Here is a 16,079-nt window from a genome sequence, read left to right as displayed (position 1 = left end):
GGTAGTAATCCGTACTGAACATATTATACATTATTTTCAGTATAGTTGAGCTTATTATTGACTAGAGTCATGCTCCTAAAAGCCCTCTAGCCTAACAGGCAGCGCGAACCCCTCCTCCCTGAAGCGTTTTGCTCAACTTTTGCTCTAAGGTTGCACGGCCATCTCCAGGGATCCCCGGTGTACATCAGCGTCATCATTCCCACCTACAACCGCCGTCCCATTTTGGAGCAGTGTCTGCGGGCCCTGGCGCAGCAGCAGCCCGGCCCCTACGAGGGCTACGAGGTGGTGGTGGTGGACGATGGCTCCACCGATGGCACAGTGGAATGGCTGCAGAACAACCCCGTTGGCTTGCCCCAGTGGAAACTGTTGCAGCAGGAGCACCGCGGCCCCGCCGCTGCCCGCAACCTGGGGTTTCGCCACGCCCAGGGATCCCTCATCGTCTTTATCGACAGCGACCTGGTGGTGGTGGATCACTTCTTGGCCAGCCACGCCCAGATGCTGCGGCGGCACGGCGTCACAGGGGATCCCCGCTCCCCCCACGAGGCCAAGGTCTTCACCTACGGGCGGGTGATCAACACGAGCAATTTTCAGGATCCCCGCTCCGAACCCTTCAAGCCCACCGATTTTTCGGCAGCCTTTTTCGCCACCGGCAACGTGGCCATTGCCCGCCATTGGTTGGAGCTGGCCTGCGAAACCCCCGCCGGCCCCTTTGACGAGCGGTTTCACCTCTACGGCTGGGAAGACCTGGAGCTGGGGGTGCGGCTAAAACGTTTGGGCCTGCGCCTGGTCAAGTGCCCCCAGGCCACCGGCTACCACTGGCATCCGCCCTTTGAGCTGCAGCAGATCCCAGGATTGATTGAGCGGGAACGGCAGCGGGGCCGCATGGGTATTCTCTTTTACCAAAAACACCCCACCTGGGCCGTGCGCCTGATGATCCAACTGACGCCCCTGCACCAATTCCTGTGGGGCCTTTTATCCCTGGGGGGCTGGCTGAACGAGAAGCGGGTGGAACCGCTGCTGCGCTGGCTGATCCGGCATGGCCGCTCGCAGTTGGCCTTGGAGCTGTGCCGGATTTTTTTCCTCAACTGGTACAACGTGCAGGCCGTTTACGAAGGCTACAGAGCGATGAAAGCGCGAAATAAGGGGATCCACTCGGCTTGAGCTGCCACCAGGGCGGGGTAAGTGAGTCGGCCATAATCCTTGCCGGGAATCAGAGGCTGGCCGGGATCCGGATCGGTGCAGCTCAGGGGTTCCCAAACGGCACCGGCCCCCTTGACAATGACCCACACTGCCGCCACATCCCAGATCTTGGGCGAGCGTTCCACCGCCCCCAGAAGGCCGCCACCGGCCACCGCCAGCAGGTTGTAGGCAGCGCCCCCCAACATCCGCGCTTTGCAAGGGAATTGCGGGCTAATCCAATGGCTGCTGCGGGAACAGAAATTAAACAATTGGTTGGGGCCGGGTGAGGCGGTGCTAGGACGGATTGGCTGGGGACAGGCGGGATCCCGGTCGTGGCGGGTGAGAAAAGCTCCTGCTGCTGCATCCCCAGGAAACCGAGGCCAATAACCGTAAAAAGTCTGGCGGATGGGCGGCAGATGGACACAGCCAAACACCGGCACGCCCCAATGCAGCAAAGCCAAGGAGCTGCCCCAAATGGGGATCCCACGGGCAAAATTGGTGGTGCCATCCAAAGGATCCACTACCCAACACCACTCCTTCTCGGGAAAAATGTGGTTGGATTCCTCGCTCAGATAACCGTGATCGGGGTAGGCAGCGGCAATGGCCCCTTGAAAAGCGCGATCCGCCCACTGGTCAGAAGAGGTTACCAAGCTGCCGTCGGCTTTTAAGGACTCCGTCCCGCTGGCGCGAACCGTAGGGTGGGCCTGGCCAAAGTCTGCCAAGAGCTGGGATCCCACGCTGGCCGTAGCCTGCAAGGCAAACTCGGTAACCTCCAGCCAGAAAGGGGATAGAGCAGCAGTTGCAGAAGGAGCACTCATGCCCCAATCCTAGCGGGATCCCTGGCTTTTGGGGTGGAAAAGGGGTCGCAATGGCAGCGGATCCCTCACAAGCAGGTTCTAGGCCCATAAGCTGAATAGAATCAAATCATAGGTAAACTCCCCAGCTGGCCACCCTCCTCCATGAACCAGCGCCTGATTGGACAACTGATTGGCAACCGCTACCGGCTGACCCGCCACATCAGCGAGGGTGGCTACGGCAATGTGTTCGAGGCGGTGGATACCCAGCTCAATGACGAGCTGGTGGCCGTCAAGTTGTTGCGCCCGCCGCCCCCGGACATGGGCCCAGAGTACTACCAGCAACTGCAGCAACGCTTCATGGATGAGGCCAGGGTCAGCGCTCTGTTGGGCGAGCACCCCAACATCGTGCAGGTGCGCTCTTACGGCCTGTACCAAAACCAGCCCTACCTGGTGATGGAGTACCTGAACGCCAAACCCTACAGCGGCCAGGGGTTGGACTATGTGCTGGCTCGGGAAGGCCCCTTGCACCCAGAGCGAGTGGTGAACTTGGCTCTGCAAATTTGCTCTGCCCTGCACCACGCCCACAACTTTCAGATGGATCTGGGCAAGCACTCCATTCGCGGCGTCATCCACCGCGACATTAAACCCAGCAACATCTTTGTGCAGAAAGGGCCCGATGGGAAAGAGCGGGTCAAGATCCTGGACTTCGGCATTTCCAAGCTCATGGGGGAGACCTCTCGTGGCCTGACGCAGACGGGCTATTTTTTGGGCACGATGGTCTATGCCTCGCCCGAGCAAATGCGCGGAGAAAAGCTGGATGGCCGCTCCGACATCTATTCCTTGGGGGTGGTGCTGTACGAGCTGTTAACTGGTGCGTTGCCCTTCGAGCCGGATACCGACACCTTGCAAGGCTGGTACCACGTCCACAACTTTCAAAAGCCCCGCCCCTTCCAAGACCACAAGCTAGCCCACCCCATCCCTGCTGCTCTGGAGAGGGTCATCCTCCAGTGCCTAGAGAAAGACCCTGCCCTCCGCCCAGCCAACATGGAAGGGCTCAGCCAGCAGCTACAGGCTGTCTATGGAAACAAGGTTGCCCCTCCTGCCCCGTTCGTCCCCTCAAATTCCTCTCGTTCACCTCAAGGTGTTCGCCCCCCGCGGATCCCGACCGGATTTGGCCAGCCGACTTCCCAACAGCCGATGGGTCGAGCCGCCCCAGACGAGGAAGAAAAGCTACAACGGGCGGTAAGGCTGATCGAGGCAGGCGAGTACAAGATGGCCGTCCATCTGCTCAATGAGCTGATCCAGAGCGCCCCCAACGAAGCCCGCTACTATCTCTACCGCGGCCTGGCCCACCAACGGCAGGGACATTGGGGCCTTGCCCAGATGGATTATCAAGGGGTGCTGCGGCTGGAGCCGGGTAACCCTTCAGCGGAACAGGGGCTGCGCGAGGTGGAACAGAAGGTTGGGCAGGAACATGTCAACAGCAAGTCCGGCTCTCATCTGTTGGATGCACCCCTGAATGCACCCCGCCTGGGCAAAGGGTCGGCGTTGAGTTGGCTCTTGGCCAATTTGGGGGCGGCTGGGATCGGCTACCTGGGGCTGGGGGCATCAGCGCCTCTGCTGGCGGCTTTGGGATCACTACAAGAAGCGGTGGCTGGAGCCGGCCTTGGCTTGCTGATGGGGCTGCTGCAGTGGCTGGTGTTGCGGCGGCAGGTTTCGGTGGGATGGGTGGCTGCAACTTTGCTGGCCACGGCTTTGGGCTGGGCGGCGGCGGATTTCCTCGCTCCCCAGGTGGGGGTAGCAACCTCTGCTTTTAACCCGACGGATCCCTGGCTCCAAAATGCCTTGCGGGCGATGGGAGATGTGCTGCGCGGTTTGCTGGTGGGGGTTGGCGTCGGTGGGCTGCAATGGGCCTTGTGGTCTCAGGGCTGGAAAGGTGGCCGGGCTTGGCTCTTGGCGGCAGTTGCCGAAGGGGCAGGATCGGCTCTGTTGATGGGCTGGCTGCTGGCCAATACTGCCTTGAACAGTTGGCTGCTGCTGATCGTGGGGCTACTGGCCAACACGCGCCCCCTCAGCGCAATGGTGCTTTTGAATTTGCGCCGGATCCCTACTGTTCAAAATCAACAACAAGCCTCTTAGGCCCCAGGGATCCCGTTCCGAAAAACAACCGCAGTTCGACAGTCCCTTTGACTCTCTCTAGGAAAGAGGGGAGCCAGGAATTGAAATAGATCATCATGGTACTGGATCCACCTGGCTATGGGCAATTTGGCTTGGGATCCCGTAAAGCAATGGCAATTCAACTGCAACATTCAAGCAACAAAAAGGCCCCCTTTCGAGGGCTCTTTTGAGGATACTGTTGCGCCGTTTTACCGTGGTTTTCGACCTGGAAAATCCAGTGTAGGATACCGGGGATGATTGTTGATAGTTTCCAAATCTAAGTTTGGCTTACTGCTCTCACATCCACTTCCCATCCTAATTGTCGAAGGGTATAGATCGCAAAAACATAACGGCAGTCACCAACGCCGCAGAATCCTTTTCCAATCATACCCCATTTTTGGGATGTGCCTGTCAAGTGCTCATAAGGGCTAGGATGAAAGATAGCTTGACTTGTTGCCGGCCATGCTCGGTTCCTGGTTAGACAACATCTATGGCGCTTGGTTTCTGCCGGAGCGCACTTTTCGGGCACTGCGGGAACAGCCCGTTCTCTGGCAAGCCTTTGGGGTGGTGGGGCTGCTTAACGTCCTAGAGGCGATTCGCCGCTCTGGGGCAAGCCTGCCGAGCATGGTGCTGGCAGTACTGATGGGATCCCTGGGCTGGGTGAGTTTGGCGGCTTTGCTGCAGTTGCTGGCCTTCTGTTTAGGTCGGGCTGCCCCTTCCTTTTCGGCGCTGCTGTGCTTGACGGGGTTTGCCGGCTTGCCGTGGCTGCTGCTGGGGCCTGCTCAATCGTTGGGTGGGGTACTGGGATCCCTGCTGGGCCTTGCAGCGCTGCTGTGGTTTGTGGTTTGGCAGGTGCGGGCGGTAGCTGTAGCGCTGGATTTGGAGTGGTGGCGCCTGGTGGGCCTGATCCCATTGGCTTTCCTAGGGGGGATCCTGTCCCTGAGCTGGCTGACCAGCGGCGTCGTTGCTCTGGCTTCCTTGCGCTAAAGCTTATAGTTGTTTCAGGTTAGGGTGAGACGCCTGGGCTACCAAGAAAAGCCTTCTGGTTCTGCGTATTGTTGCTCCGCAACGCTGACGCGACGATGCGACCAGGGCTTTAGGTGTGGGTGCAGTGTCCTAGTTGGAGTTGAAATGATCATAATTCCCATTGGATCTTGGGGTGTGGCCAGGGATGCTTCCCCGGAATTAGCGGGGCACTCGCTGCAGATGCGGCTTTTCCTCCGGCAGAATAGCGCCCTCTACGGGGCAGACCTGTAAACAGATGCCACAGTCAATGCAGGTGGAAAACTCAATCCAAAAGTAGTCGGTGCCTTTGGCATTTTTGGTATCGCCGGGGTAGATGCAGGCGACGGGGCAAGCCTCTACACAGTCGGCCACACCTTCACAGATATCGGTGACAATTGTATGCGGCATGGATCCCTCCCAATGAACGCTCTAAGTCAAATCCTAAGTGCAGTTGCCACAAGGTCAGCCTTTACGTCGCCTGCGCTTCCTATGCTGTTGACTTTTTGATTAGAATGCGCGATATTTGCCCGAAGCTGCCTGAAAAAGATGGGACTTATATCTCAGTTCTAGGGTTCATTTTAGGCCAAAATTGCTCCCCAACGAAGAATTTTCCGGATTGTCGCTTTTTCTGACTTTGTCTGGGGCCTCTCAGCACAGCGCCAACATGTGGGAGGTCAGAGACAGTCGGCAAACCGGCTCCCGCCGCCTCGAGAGTTCTTTCTTGCCAAAAATGCCAAGGGACATACTCTGCTTTGGCCTAAGTTTTAACCGAAAGGTAGGATGATTTGCCACAAAACCAAAGGCTAAACCTCTCTGGGATCCCGCTCTTGAGATTGCCACCAACGGCTGAGGGGCCAGTACAAAGCAGGTGCCCAGAGGCTACTTAAAATAGCAGACGTGAGGGCATTGCGTTGATGGTTCCACCAGATGCTCTCCAGAGAACGCGAACCGTCGCCGCCGATGCTGCCGAAAGAGTGAAGGGAGTTCCCCAATCCATCCAGCAAAGTTTGCATTCCCGCCGGATCCAGGCCCTCGGATCCCTGGGAGGCGGCAAGCCACATCCACTGCAGCGCCATCAGGGTTTCGGCAATCACCACCATACCAAAAACGATCAAGGCCACCGAGATGAAGTCTTCTTGCATGTAGCGTTGTTTTTGCAGCTTGGCGGTGAGGATCCCGACTACGGCCAGCCCCAGCGCATGGGTAGGACAAGGGCTGGTCAGCGCATCTTGCAGAAAACCCAGGGTGACCCCGGCAACAGCTCCCTGCCAAGCTTTACGCCGCACACTCCAGCACACCACCCAGATCAAGGGCCAATCTGGGGTTAAGCCTGCCAGCTCCAAGCCCGGCCCGCGCCACCAAGGGGCCACTGCTGCCAGCAATCCTGATAGGGCAGTCACCACCCAGTTGAGGTGAGACTTGAGCTTAAGAATCAGAGGGTTGAGCATAGCGGTAGATCAAGGCCCATTCCAAGAGGCCCAGCGGCGCCGACAGTTCGACAGTGGCTTGGGGGGCAGGGCTGGCATCCAAGTTGACCGCTCGAACCGTTCCCACCACCACCCCGGCTGGGTAAAAGCTGCTCAGGCCCGAGGTCACCACCACATCCCCCACCTCTACTTTGGGAGCCTTGTCGAAAAAATCCAAAATGGCGCTCTGGGTGCCCGTACCCCTCAGGATGCCCATGTGTCGGCTGCGACTCAACATCACCCCAACACGGCTGGTGGGATCGCTGATCAGGAGCACTCGGCTGGTGTTGGGCGTGACCGACTCAACTCGCCCGATCAACCCGCCCGGCGCCATGACTACATCTCCCACCCTGACTCCATGCCGGCTGCCGCGGCTGAGGGTGAGCTGTTGCCACCAGTGATCGGCGCTGCGACCCACCACTGCTGCCGGGATCCCCGCTTGGGGCATCTGCTCGGTAAATTGCAGCAGCCGCTTCAGCTCGCGGTTTTGGTACTGCAGCTCGGCTACCAGGGCTTGCAGCTCACGGTTGGCGGCCTGGCTGAGCACCGCGGCGGGATCCACAGGTGGACGGGCCGGGGCGGTGATCCAACTGTACAGCTCCACCAACAGGGATCCCTGGGTTTGGCGCAAGCCCAATGCTACCCCCATCGCCAAAGCAGACAGGAGTAACCCCAAGCCGTAGCGCCTCCACCATTGGCGTAGCCGATTCAAGCAATACCTCTCCGACCCACTCGACTCACACCTCAAATCAGGAAATCAGGGAGAGGGAGAAGCGCCTCTAGCCCTTGAAGCTGCCGCTCAACACTCGACCCAAGGTTTTGAAATCCTCCAGAACTCGCCCTGTACCCAGCACCACACAACTGAGGGGATCCGGAGCAATGTGAACCAAGATCCCGGTTTCATGGCTGATCAGGGCATCCAGACCCTTGAGCAAGGCTCCTCCGCCGGCCAGCATGATGCCGCGGTCGATAATGTCGGCAGCCAATTCCGGTGGAGTGCGCTCCAGGGTGCGCTTAATGGCTTCCACAATCACCGAGAGGGGCTCGGCCATGCTCTCGCGGATTTCGGTGCTTTTCACCGTAACGGTACGGGGTAAACCGGAGAGCAGGTGTAACCCGCGCACCTCCATGGTCAGTTCCTCTTGAATCGGGTAGGCAGAACCGATCTGAATCTTGATCTCTTCGGCAGTGCGCTCCCCGATGGTGAGGTTGTGGACTTTTTTCATGTACTGGGCGATGGCCTCGCTCAGTTCATCTCCCGCTACCCGCACCGACTCGCTCAGCACGATCCCCTGCAAGCTAAGGACGGCTACCTCAGTGGTGCCGCCGCCGATGTCGATGATCATGTTCCCGGTGGGCTCTTGCACCGGCAGCCCGGCCCCAATGGCTGCTGCCACCGGCTCATCCACCAAATACACCTCCCGCGACCCGGCCTGGAGAGCGGCTTCCATCACAGCCCGTCGCTCCACTCCGGTCACGCCGCTGGGGATCCCAATCACAATGCGCGGAGCAATGAGGTACCGGCCCTCGTGTACGCGGTGGATGAAGTGTTTTAGCATCATCTCCGCCGTGTCGAAGTCGGCAATCACCCCATCTCGCAGAGGACGCACCGCCACGATGTTGCCTGGGGTACGGCCCAACATTTTTTTGGCATCTTCCCCCACAGCCAGGGGTTGCTTGGTGTTTTGGTCGATGGCAACCACAGAGGGCTCTTGCAGGACAATGCCTCGCCCGGCCACGTAGACCAGCGTGTTGGCAGTGCCCAAATCAATGCCCATATCACGGGAAAATCGGCTGAAGAACCCCACGGTAAGTCGCTCCAGTCTTGACTTGGGAAGAAGCAGCAAGCTTCGGTACCTACTATAGTCTAGCTATAGTCTAGTTCTGCTAGAGAATCTCCCCCGAAGATCGGGAATCTGCTCCAGAGAAACCGGCTGTAGCTGTATCCCAGCCAACTGTGGAAGATTAAATTCGCCGCTAAGGTGCAATCCTGTTGTGATTCGGGATCCCATATGCCTAAGGTTGCCATTGCTCCAGCCGGATATCCGGCCATCGCCCCCTATTCTCCCGGCGTGAAGGTGGGCAATACCCTCTACATCTCGGGCACATTGGCCCTAGATCCGGAGGGCAAGACGGTGGGATCCGACATCGCCACCCAAACTCGCGTGGTGTTGGATCTGATTAAAAGCGTCGTTACAGAAGCAGGAGGAACGATGGAGGACATCGTCTTCTGCAGCGTTTTCTTGACCGACTACGCCAACTATGCGGGCATGAACGCCGTATACAAAGAGTATTTTCCGGGGGTATTACCGGCTCGATTTGTGGTGAAAGCAGACTTGGTACGTCCTGATCTGCTGGTGGAAATTGCTGCCGTGGCCCACATTGGGGCTTGAGGATTTGAGTCTATTTGGAGATTTTCAATGCCGACTCCTATTGTGATCCCCAGTCGCCCGGATCCGGTTACCTTTCAGTTGGAAGAAACCGCCTTGATCGTGGTGGACATGCAAAATGCCTACGCCAGCAGGGGCGGGTATGTGGACCTTTTGGGTAGTGATCTCGGCGAAGCGCCGGCGGTCATTCAGGTTATCGCCCGTGTGCTGGAAGCGGTTCGCCCTTTACAAATGCCGATCATCTTTACTCAAAATGGCTGGGATCCCCAACTTGAGGAGGCAGGTGGTCCCGGCTCCCCCAATTGGTACAAATCCAACGCCCTGAAGTTGATGCGCCAACGGCCCGAGTTGTCAGGAAAATTATTGATTAAGGGCACGTGGGACTATGATTTTGTTGAGGCATTAAGACCTCTCCCTGGAGAAATCGTTCTCCAGAAAACTCGCTACAGTGCTTTCGCCGGAACTCATTTTGATATGCTGCTGCGGCAGCGGCGGATTCGCAATCTCGTGTTTACAGGCATTGCCACCAATGTCTGTGTGGAATCCACCATCCGAGAAGCTTTTCACCGCGAATATTTCTGTTTGCTGCTATCTGATTCCACCCTGCAGGTGGGGCCGCCCCTGCTCAAGGAGGCCGCCTTAGCCAATATTGAGAAGTTTTTTGGCTGGGTTTGTAGCAGCGATGAGTTTCTCCAGGCTTTGCAAGCTGCTGTGCCGACACGGGTTGGTGCAAAGACTGCATAAGGGGGTTCTTCGACGTGGAGCATTGAGGAACTAAGATAAAGCAACTCGGTCTTTTGGCGGTTGCGATGCAGCTCTCCGGCGCCTTGGTCAGCGTGGCTACCCCAGACTTGCCCCGTCTGCAGCGCTTCTATCGGGCTCTCTTGGGGATCCCTCCCCAAGTCCAGCTTCCAACAGAGGGGGATCCGGTGTACGTGGAGTTTCGTCTGCCGGGGTTGCGGCTGGGCCTTTATCGCAGCCGTCATCTCGATGGTGGTGCCCAAACCGAAGCGGTGAGCCTCTGCCTACAGGTGCAGGATTTACAGGGATCCCTGACAACACTGGAGGGGTTGGCGGAAGCTTATCAGATCTCCATTTCCCCTCTGCGACAAGCCTTTCACGGACAGGAGGTGGATTTTCGGGATCCCGATGGCAACCGGATTGTACTGCACCAGCCTTCTGCTGCTTTTGGGGAAGCGACAGCCTGGGATCCCCAGGGTTAGATCCGCCAAAGGTAGATGGTGTAGGTGTTGATGACATCCGATACGGTGGTGGTGGCGGTGGGGGGCCAATCCCCCATGTCGAAGGAGTGGGTGACCAGACGAGCGCCGGGCCGAAGCTGGGAGCGCAACTTGTCTCGGATCAGCAGGTGGGAGCTGGGCAGCAAATAACAACTCACCACCGTCGCCGGGGTTAAGTCCAGAGTGAGCAGATCCTGCTGGAGAAAGGTGACTCGATCCTGAACTTGGGCTTCTTGGGCCCGCTGTTGGGCTTCCAGGATGCGCTCCGGGTCGATATCCACCCCCACGCCCCGCGTGCCAAAGCGCTGTGCCGCCCGGATGAGAATGCGGCCATCCCCACAGCCCAAGTCGTACAGAGTATCCTCGCTCCCCACCTGGGCCAAATCCAGCATGGCATCCACAACCAAGGGCAAGGTGCGCACATAGGGGGCTAAGCGGATTCCCTCTGGACTTTGCCGGTTGGACTGGCGTTGGAAGAAGGGATCCCTGACCACCGAGTTCTGACCGAGCTTAGGCTTGAAACCGCGGGGTGCCAAGGGTCGATCCCGAGAAGAGCGGTTTTTTCTATTCATCAAATACTCTCGTCCATGTTTCCATCAGTCTATCAATCTGTTGCGGTACAGAGCCCTCGCTGTTCTACAGGGTGGAAAGCCACCGCCAGTTGCGTCGGTTCCAGCATCTCGAAAAATATTCTGATTCAACAACTTAAAAAATATCTTGATTCAACAACTTGGCCAGACGTTCCAGCCCCTTTTTGACTTGGCGGGAAACGGTAACGGCGCTGATCCCCAGCCGCTCTGCCGTTTCTTTTTGGGTGAGGTCGTAGAAGAAGACAAATTCCAAAATCTTGCGGGTGCGTTCCTCCAGCTTGGCCAAGGCATGCTGTAGGCGAATGCGGTCTTCTTCGGCCAGTTGAAAACTGCGGTAGCGCTGATCCGGAACGACCTCCCCCAAAGCGACGCTGTCTTCCTCGGTTTGAATCGGGGCATCCAGGCTGAGCAAAAGGCTGTTTTGTTGAGCCAGTTCCAGCTCTCGCCATTCCTGCTCCGTCAGTTGTAGGGCTTCTCTCACCTCGGCCTCAGAGGGAGAACGGCCCAACTCTTGCCGCAGACGGGCAATCACCTTCTTGGCTTGTCGTTGCAGAGTTGTCCAGCGGCGTGGGATCCGCATGGTGGGGCTCTTGTCTCGCAGGTAATGTTGAATTTCTCCGCGAATGTAGGGCATGGCAAAGGAGCTGAAAGCCAGCCCACGGGTAATATCAAACCGTTCGATGGCCTGAATCAAACCCAAGCAGCCAACTTGGACCAGGTCATCGTACCCCTCATTGCACTGGTTGCGCCAGTGATGGGCTTCTTTGCGCACCAAGCCCATGTTTATTTCCACCAGTCGATTGCGCAGGGCCGGATCCCGATTCTGGTGGTACAGCCGCAACAGTTCGGCGGTTCGGGCTTTAACATCCTCATGAGATGCCATAGATCCACATGCGGCTGGGAATCCGGTCTTGGCCAAAGGCAATGGAGTGGAGGCCGCCGGTCGCCTCGGTGAGACGGAGTTCTTGGGAGAGATCAGGCGAGGGGCCGTTATCATAGACAACCACTTTACCGATTTGCCGAAAATAACTGTAGAACAAGCACTCAAGGAACTCGAAAACCATTCAAAGGTTGAGGATCCCACCCACAACCAACACCCATCCAGTCAAGAGACGCTTTTGCCCAGCCAGACCCTGCGCAAGCAGGTGCTACAGGGCTACAGGGATGGCGTTAGAAGCACAACCGGACACTGTTGAGATTTGCCAAGAGCTGGAACGTTCTTAGTTTGACCAGGTTTCTTGACCCAAGCAACAGCATCTCCACGGAAAATCGGCGGGTTTCATCGGCAAAAGAGCGCAATTTTCCCGTAAGACCCAACGAAATTGCCGGATTTCTGTTGTTGGCGTGCTCTCGTGGTTATTGGTAATTGGGTCAGGTTGGCGGTGAAACAGCCTGTGCATTCCAGCCTCTCCTCTCCTTCTGGGAGGTGAGAACGTCAAGAGGCTGTTCGTGACAGCGGCGGGGGGTTCTTGAGGGGTTCCGTGCCGGCGAGAGCTACCAAAAACGACGCAAAACTCGGCTCCTCGCGAATGGGGTGGAAATAGGGTTCAGAGGAGAGCAAGGGGCGGTAGCGCTCCGGCTCCAGGCGTAGGGCTTGCTCCAGGGCTTGTAGGGCCTGAGGCACTTGGCCTTCCCAGGCGCAGCAGCAGGCTTTGGCGTAGTGAGCCTCGGCATTGTCGGGATCCATCTGCAGGGCCCGATCAAAACTCTGGATGGCCAGCTCGTAGAGGTTCAAGTCCATCAGAACCAGGCCGCGCTGCACCCAGATCTGAGGGCGTTTGGGATCTTGCGCCAGGGCACGGTCGTAGCTGTTGAGGGCCTCCATCGGGTTGCCGAGGCGGTGGTGGGCAAGGGCGTGGCCGGCCCAGAGAGAGACGGATTCGGATCCCAGTTGCAGGGCTCGTTCGTAGCTGGCCAGAGCATCGGCGTAGCGCTCTAGGTGAAACAGAGCCAGCCCCCGACTCTGCCAAACTTGAGCATCGACGGGGTTGATGGCGAGGGCTTTGTCGTAGCTGATCAAGGATCCCTGCCACCGCCCCAGAGAGGCTAAGGTTAGCCCGTGCAGGTACCACGTTTCCGGGCTATCGGGGCTGAGAGCAAGAGCGCGCTCGTAGGCGCGTAGGGCTTCTTCGTAGCGGCCCAATTGCCGCAGCGTGTTGGCCTGGTTAAAGCGGGCCTCAAAAAAATCCGGCTTCAGTTGCAGAGCCCGCTCATAGCTGGCCAGAGCTTCCTGATGGCGACCGAGATCGTCCAGCAGAGAACCACGGTTGTTCCAGGCTTCGGGGAAATCCGGCTTCAGCTCCAGGGCGCGGTCGTAGCTGGCGAGGGCAGCTTGGGCTTGCCCCAGGTGGTCGAGGGTGGTGGCGCGGTTGTACCAGGCAATGGGATCCTGCGGCTGATCTCCCAGCGCCTGCTCGAACGGCTCCAGTTGAGCCGCTTGTTCCGCCGAAAGAGCCGATGGGTCAACCGCCGGGACGGGCGAAACGGTTGTCGATTCTGGGGAAGCAGCACGCTTCTGCCGCCGCAGCCACCAGGCCCAACCCCCGGCCAAAAGCAACAGGCCCACCCCCAGCACCAGCACGCCCAAGTCGGTCGGGGCAATCGCAAACGGCATGATCCACTGCCTCTCTTCGCGCCTTTACATCATCACCAAAAAGGGCAAGGGATCGCTCGGCCCTGCCGGCGAGATCAGCTCAATGCGCTTCTCACCGGGGTAGGTGCTGGGATCGATCTCGAAGGTAACCGTCAGGTGCTCGGCACTGGCCTGCACCGGCTCTCGGGATCGCCCCAAGGGATCCCCAAAGCTGACCCGGATCCCTTTGCCCGCCGGGCTGACTCGGATTTCCGTCACCTGATCCAGATGGGATCCCTCTAGGGTACAGACGATTACATCCCCGACAAAGGCCTCCAGAGGCCAGCCCCGCCGCACCACCGGTTTGGACATGGTTGTCGCTCCCACAGGCTTCTGCATCTCAGTTTAATTTTTCATTTTCCCCTCCCTGCTCCAGCCCAAAACGGCTTTGGTGGCAGAGAGGCTCTCCCCCCTTGGGCCGGATCTCCTGCCACCCCTGTAGAGAAGAGGGAGTTGGGGAAAGGGCAACGGCAGGCGCTCGCAGCAACACCTGGCGGTCTGGGCCCACGCTCACCAAGCGGGGCATCTCTCCAAGGCTATCGGCCACCGCAAACAGCACCCGCTCTCGCGCCTGGGGATCCCAGCCCAGCAGCTGCGCATACCCCAGCGCCGGCGGCGGATCCCAGATTTGCACCGGTGGGATCCCTGTCGAGCCGGTGGGCAAGGGCCAGACCACCGCCCGATCCCAGCTCAAATCGGTTTGGAACCAGCCTTCGTACTCCCGCGCCAGCAAAGTGTTCCCCTGCCAGGCCAAAGGCAGGATCATGGCAAAATCCAATGGCTCGGCAGGGTCGTACACAGACGCCGAGGCTTGATAAACGACTTGCAGGGCTTGAGTACGGGTGTTCTCGGCAAACAACACACTGGTCAACCGACCAGCCTCGGGTGTAGCCACCAAATCCAGCCGTGTGTACACCTGCCACTGGGGATCTGGCGCCGGCAGGGGATCGCTGCGCAACAGGCCAACCACCGTGCATTGCCGTTGCCGGGCTTGCTCCTGCAACCCATACACCCAATCCCAAGGGATAGAAACAGCAGAAGAAGAACTCCGTTGCACCGACAGAGCGGCATCCTGTTCGCGACAGCAGTGGGGAGAAGGGATCCTGCCGGAGGAAGACACTGCCGGATTCGCCAGCAACAGAGCCCAGCTCATCCCAACTGCCGCAAGCCCCCACTGCCCCTTTCGCCTGACCCAACCCGTCATCCTGCCCTCCGGTACGCGACCACGGCTGTAAGGCTTGAGACAAGGCTTTTGCAAACCCTCTAGCCTCCTTCTGCCAACCGCACCTGCACCGACTGGCCATGGGCAGGCAACCCCTCCGCCTGGGCGAGGGCCTGAATTGCGCTGGCCACCTCCCGCAAAGCCGCTGAGCCGTATTGAATCAGACTGGAATGCTTTAGGAAAGTTTCTACCCCCAGAGCCGAGGCGTAGCGGGCTGAGCCTGCCGTAGGCAGGGTATGGTTGGGGCCGGCCAGGTAATCTCCTACCGCCTCCGGAGTATGGTGGCCCAAGAAAATGGCCCCCGCATGGCGAATGGGATCCAGCAAAGCCCAGGGATCTGCCACCTGCAGTTCCAAATGCTCTGGCGCAAACAGGTTGGACAAAGCCACCGCCGCCGTCAGATCCGGCACCACCGCAATCAGACCGTAGTTCACCACCGACTTTTCCACCATCAGACGGTTGGGATGGGCCTCCATCTGGGTGGCCACCGCCTGCTGCACCTGCTGGGCCAGCTTGAGATCGGTGGTCAGAAGGATGGCCGCCGCCAGGGGATCATGCTCGGCTTGGGCCAGCAAATCGGCAGCCACATAAAGGGGGTTGGCGCTCTCGTCGGCGATGATCAACACCTCCGATGGCCCGGCCAGCGAGTCGATCCCCACCGTGCCGTACACCAGCTTTTTGGCCAACGTTACGTAGATGTTGCCGGGGCCGGTGATCACGTCCACCTTGGGGATGGTCTCGGTGCCGTAGGCCAAAGCCCCTATTGCCTGAGCCCCTCCAACGCGATAGATGGTGTGGATGCCTACTTCTTGGGCGGCCACCAAAATGGCCGGGCTAATCCCCTTGCCCCCCGAGCCGTCGGATCCCGGTGGCGTCACCATCACAATCTCGGGCACCCCTGCCACCTGGGCCGGGATGGCGTTCATCAACACCGTGCTGGGATAGGCGGCTCGCCCTCCCGGAATGTAGAGGCCGGCGCGATCCACAGGGCGGTATTGCTTGCCCAAGACGATCTCAGGGCCGGGAAAGCTTACCCAACTGCTGGGCACCCGCTGCCGGTGAAAAGCTTCAATGCGCTGCTTGGCCAGCCGTAGGGCTGAAAGCAACTGCGGAGATACCGCCTGGTAAGCTGCCTCTAGCTCGGCCCCAGACACCTTCAGCTCGGCAACGCTCAGCTCCACCTGGTCGAACTCAGCCGTATAGGTCAGCAGGGCCCGATCCCCCTGACGGCGTACCGCTTGCAGGATCTCCCGCACGGTTGCTTCACGGTGCAGGTTCTGGTCAGCCTGAGTGCGCTCCGAGATCCGTCTGAGCTCGGCTTCAGCCTCGGCTAGCTGGGTGACGATTCTCAGCATAGCGACTCCTTCGCGTAGAGTGCCGCAACCCCATAGTAACGAGGG

At 58.9% G+C, this 16,079-nt stretch carries 18 protein-coding genes and 1 other RNA gene; 6 read left to right on the top strand and 13 right to left on the bottom strand.

Features of this window, described 5'->3' with window-relative positions:
- Window positions 1-177 precede the first annotated feature (177 nt).
- Window positions 178-1,161: a glycosyltransferase family 2 protein gene (locus tag NW842_RS09215; protein WP_414356280.1), complete on the top strand. Its 984-nt coding sequence runs from the start codon at window positions 178-180 to the stop codon at window positions 1,159-1,161.
- Here the strand turns inward: NW842_RS09215 and NW842_RS09210 are convergent.
- Window positions 1,116-1,997, bottom strand: coding sequence for an inositol monophosphatase family protein (locus NW842_RS09210; protein ID WP_414417901.1), 882 nt, complete (start codon window positions 1,995-1,997; stop codon window positions 1,116-1,118). The two genes, NW842_RS09215 and NW842_RS09210, sit on opposite strands and share 46 nt — an antisense overlap.
- Window positions 1,998-2,138: 141 nt before the next feature.
- On the opposite strand from NW842_RS09210, the gene NW842_RS09205 reads away from it, so the two are divergent.
- On the top strand, window positions 2,139-4,115 hold the full coding sequence (locus NW842_RS09205) for a protein kinase domain-containing protein (protein ID WP_414417900.1): 1,977 nt from the start codon (window positions 2,139-2,141) through the stop codon (window positions 4,113-4,115).
- A 207-nt stretch (window positions 4,116-4,322) separates the two neighbouring features.
- On the opposite strand, the gene ssrS is transcribed toward NW842_RS09205, so the two are convergent.
- A non-coding RNA gene (gene ssrS, locus NW842_RS09200) (6S RNA) lies at window positions 4,323-4,510 on the bottom strand.
- An 85-nt stretch (window positions 4,511-4,595) separates the two neighbouring features.
- On the opposite strand from ssrS, the gene NW842_RS09195 reads away from it, so the two are divergent.
- Window positions 4,596-5,120: a YIP1 family protein gene (locus NW842_RS09195; protein ID WP_414356283.1), complete on the top strand. Its 525-nt coding sequence runs from the start codon at window positions 4,596-4,598 to the stop codon at window positions 5,118-5,120.
- Between the two features lie 198 nt (window positions 5,121-5,318).
- On the opposite strand, the gene NW842_RS09190 is transcribed toward NW842_RS09195, so the two are convergent.
- The 4 genes from NW842_RS09190 to NW842_RS09175 all read right to left on the bottom strand — a co-directional run bounded on the left by NW842_RS09190 (window position 5,319) and on the right by NW842_RS09175 (window position 8,412).
- Window positions 5,319-5,546 (bottom strand): indolepyruvate ferredoxin oxidoreductase subunit alpha, encoded by a 228-nt coding sequence (locus tag NW842_RS09190; protein ID WP_414417899.1) that lies wholly within the window; start codon window positions 5,544-5,546, stop codon window positions 5,319-5,321.
- Window positions 5,547-5,941: 395 nt separating this feature from the next.
- Window positions 5,942-6,586 carry a rod shape-determining protein MreD gene (mreD, locus tag NW842_RS09185; RefSeq protein WP_414356284.1) on the bottom strand — a complete coding sequence of 215 codons (645 nt, stop codon included), beginning with the start codon at window positions 6,584-6,586 and terminating at the stop codon, window positions 5,942-5,944.
- Complete coding sequence (mreC, locus tag NW842_RS09180) at window positions 6,564-7,316, bottom strand: rod shape-determining protein MreC (RefSeq protein WP_011434053.1); 753 nt, start codon at window positions 7,314-7,316, stop codon at window positions 6,564-6,566. Before mreC ends, mreD begins: the two co-directional genes overlap by 23 nt.
- Window positions 7,317-7,383: 67 nt before the next feature.
- The gene (locus NW842_RS09175) at window positions 7,384-8,412 is read right to left on the bottom strand and encodes a rod shape-determining protein (RefSeq protein WP_414356309.1); all 1,029 of its coding nucleotides are present in this window, start codon (window positions 8,410-8,412) and stop codon (window positions 7,384-7,386) included.
- 204 nt (window positions 8,413-8,616) lie between these two features.
- On the opposite strand from NW842_RS09175, the gene NW842_RS09170 reads away from it, so the two are divergent.
- The 3 genes from NW842_RS09170 to NW842_RS09160 are packed head-to-tail and all read left to right on the top strand — an operon-like array spanning window position 8,617 to window position 10,217.
- On the top strand, window positions 8,617-8,997 hold the full coding sequence (locus NW842_RS09170; protein WP_414356286.1) for a Rid family hydrolase: 381 nt from the start codon (window positions 8,617-8,619) through the stop codon (window positions 8,995-8,997).
- Between the two features lie 27 nt (window positions 8,998-9,024).
- A complete protein-coding gene (locus tag NW842_RS09165) occupies window positions 9,025-9,738 on the top strand; it encodes an isochorismatase family protein (protein ID WP_414373467.1) in 714 nt (237 codons plus the stop codon).
- A 53-nt stretch (window positions 9,739-9,791) separates the two neighbouring features.
- On the top strand, window positions 9,792-10,217 hold the full coding sequence (locus tag NW842_RS09160; RefSeq protein ID WP_414356288.1) for a VOC family protein: 426 nt from the start codon (window positions 9,792-9,794) through the stop codon (window positions 10,215-10,217).
- Here NW842_RS09160 and NW842_RS09155 read toward each other — a convergent pair.
- From NW842_RS09155 to hisD, 7 genes are all read right to left on the bottom strand, one after another.
- The gene (locus NW842_RS09155; protein ID WP_414373469.1) at window positions 10,214-10,807 is read right to left on the bottom strand and encodes an SAM-dependent methyltransferase; all 594 of its coding nucleotides are present in this window, start codon (window positions 10,805-10,807) and stop codon (window positions 10,214-10,216) included. The genes NW842_RS09160 and NW842_RS09155 overlap by 4 nt on opposite strands.
- A gap of 133 nt (window positions 10,808-10,940) precedes the next feature.
- Window positions 10,941-11,708, bottom strand: a complete 768-nt coding sequence (locus NW842_RS09150; RefSeq protein ID WP_414356291.1) for an RNA polymerase sigma factor SigF — start codon at window positions 11,706-11,708, stop codon at window positions 10,941-10,943.
- Window positions 11,695-11,889, bottom strand: a complete 195-nt coding sequence (locus tag NW842_RS09145) for a hypothetical protein (protein WP_414417898.1) — start codon at window positions 11,887-11,889, stop codon at window positions 11,695-11,697. The genes NW842_RS09150 and NW842_RS09145 overlap by 14 nt, the downstream gene beginning before the upstream one ends.
- A gap of 371 nt (window positions 11,890-12,260) precedes the next feature.
- On the bottom strand, window positions 12,261-13,439 hold the full coding sequence (locus tag NW842_RS09140) for a tetratricopeptide repeat protein (RefSeq protein ID WP_414373474.1): 1,179 nt from the start codon (window positions 13,437-13,439) through the stop codon (window positions 12,261-12,263).
- A gap of 24 nt (window positions 13,440-13,463) precedes the next feature.
- A complete protein-coding gene (locus tag NW842_RS09135; RefSeq protein ID WP_414356294.1) occupies window positions 13,464-13,769 on the bottom strand; it encodes a hypothetical protein in 306 nt (101 codons plus the stop codon).
- Window positions 13,770-13,797: 28 nt separating this feature from the next.
- The gene (locus NW842_RS09130; protein ID WP_414373477.1) at window positions 13,798-14,610 is read right to left on the bottom strand and encodes a hypothetical protein; all 813 of its coding nucleotides are present in this window, start codon (window positions 14,608-14,610) and stop codon (window positions 13,798-13,800) included.
- A 110-nt stretch (window positions 14,611-14,720) separates the two neighbouring features.
- Window positions 14,721-16,034: a histidinol dehydrogenase gene (gene hisD, locus NW842_RS09125; RefSeq protein WP_414417897.1), complete on the bottom strand. Its 1,314-nt coding sequence runs from the start codon at window positions 16,032-16,034 to the stop codon at window positions 14,721-14,723.
- Window positions 16,035-16,079 lie beyond the last annotated feature (45 nt).

The organism is Synechococcus sp. R55.4 (assembly GCF_047461935.1).
Lineage (GTDB): Bacteria > Cyanobacteriota > Cyanobacteriia > Thermostichales > Thermostichaceae > Thermostichus.
This window is presented reverse-complemented; position numbering and strand designations above follow the sequence as displayed.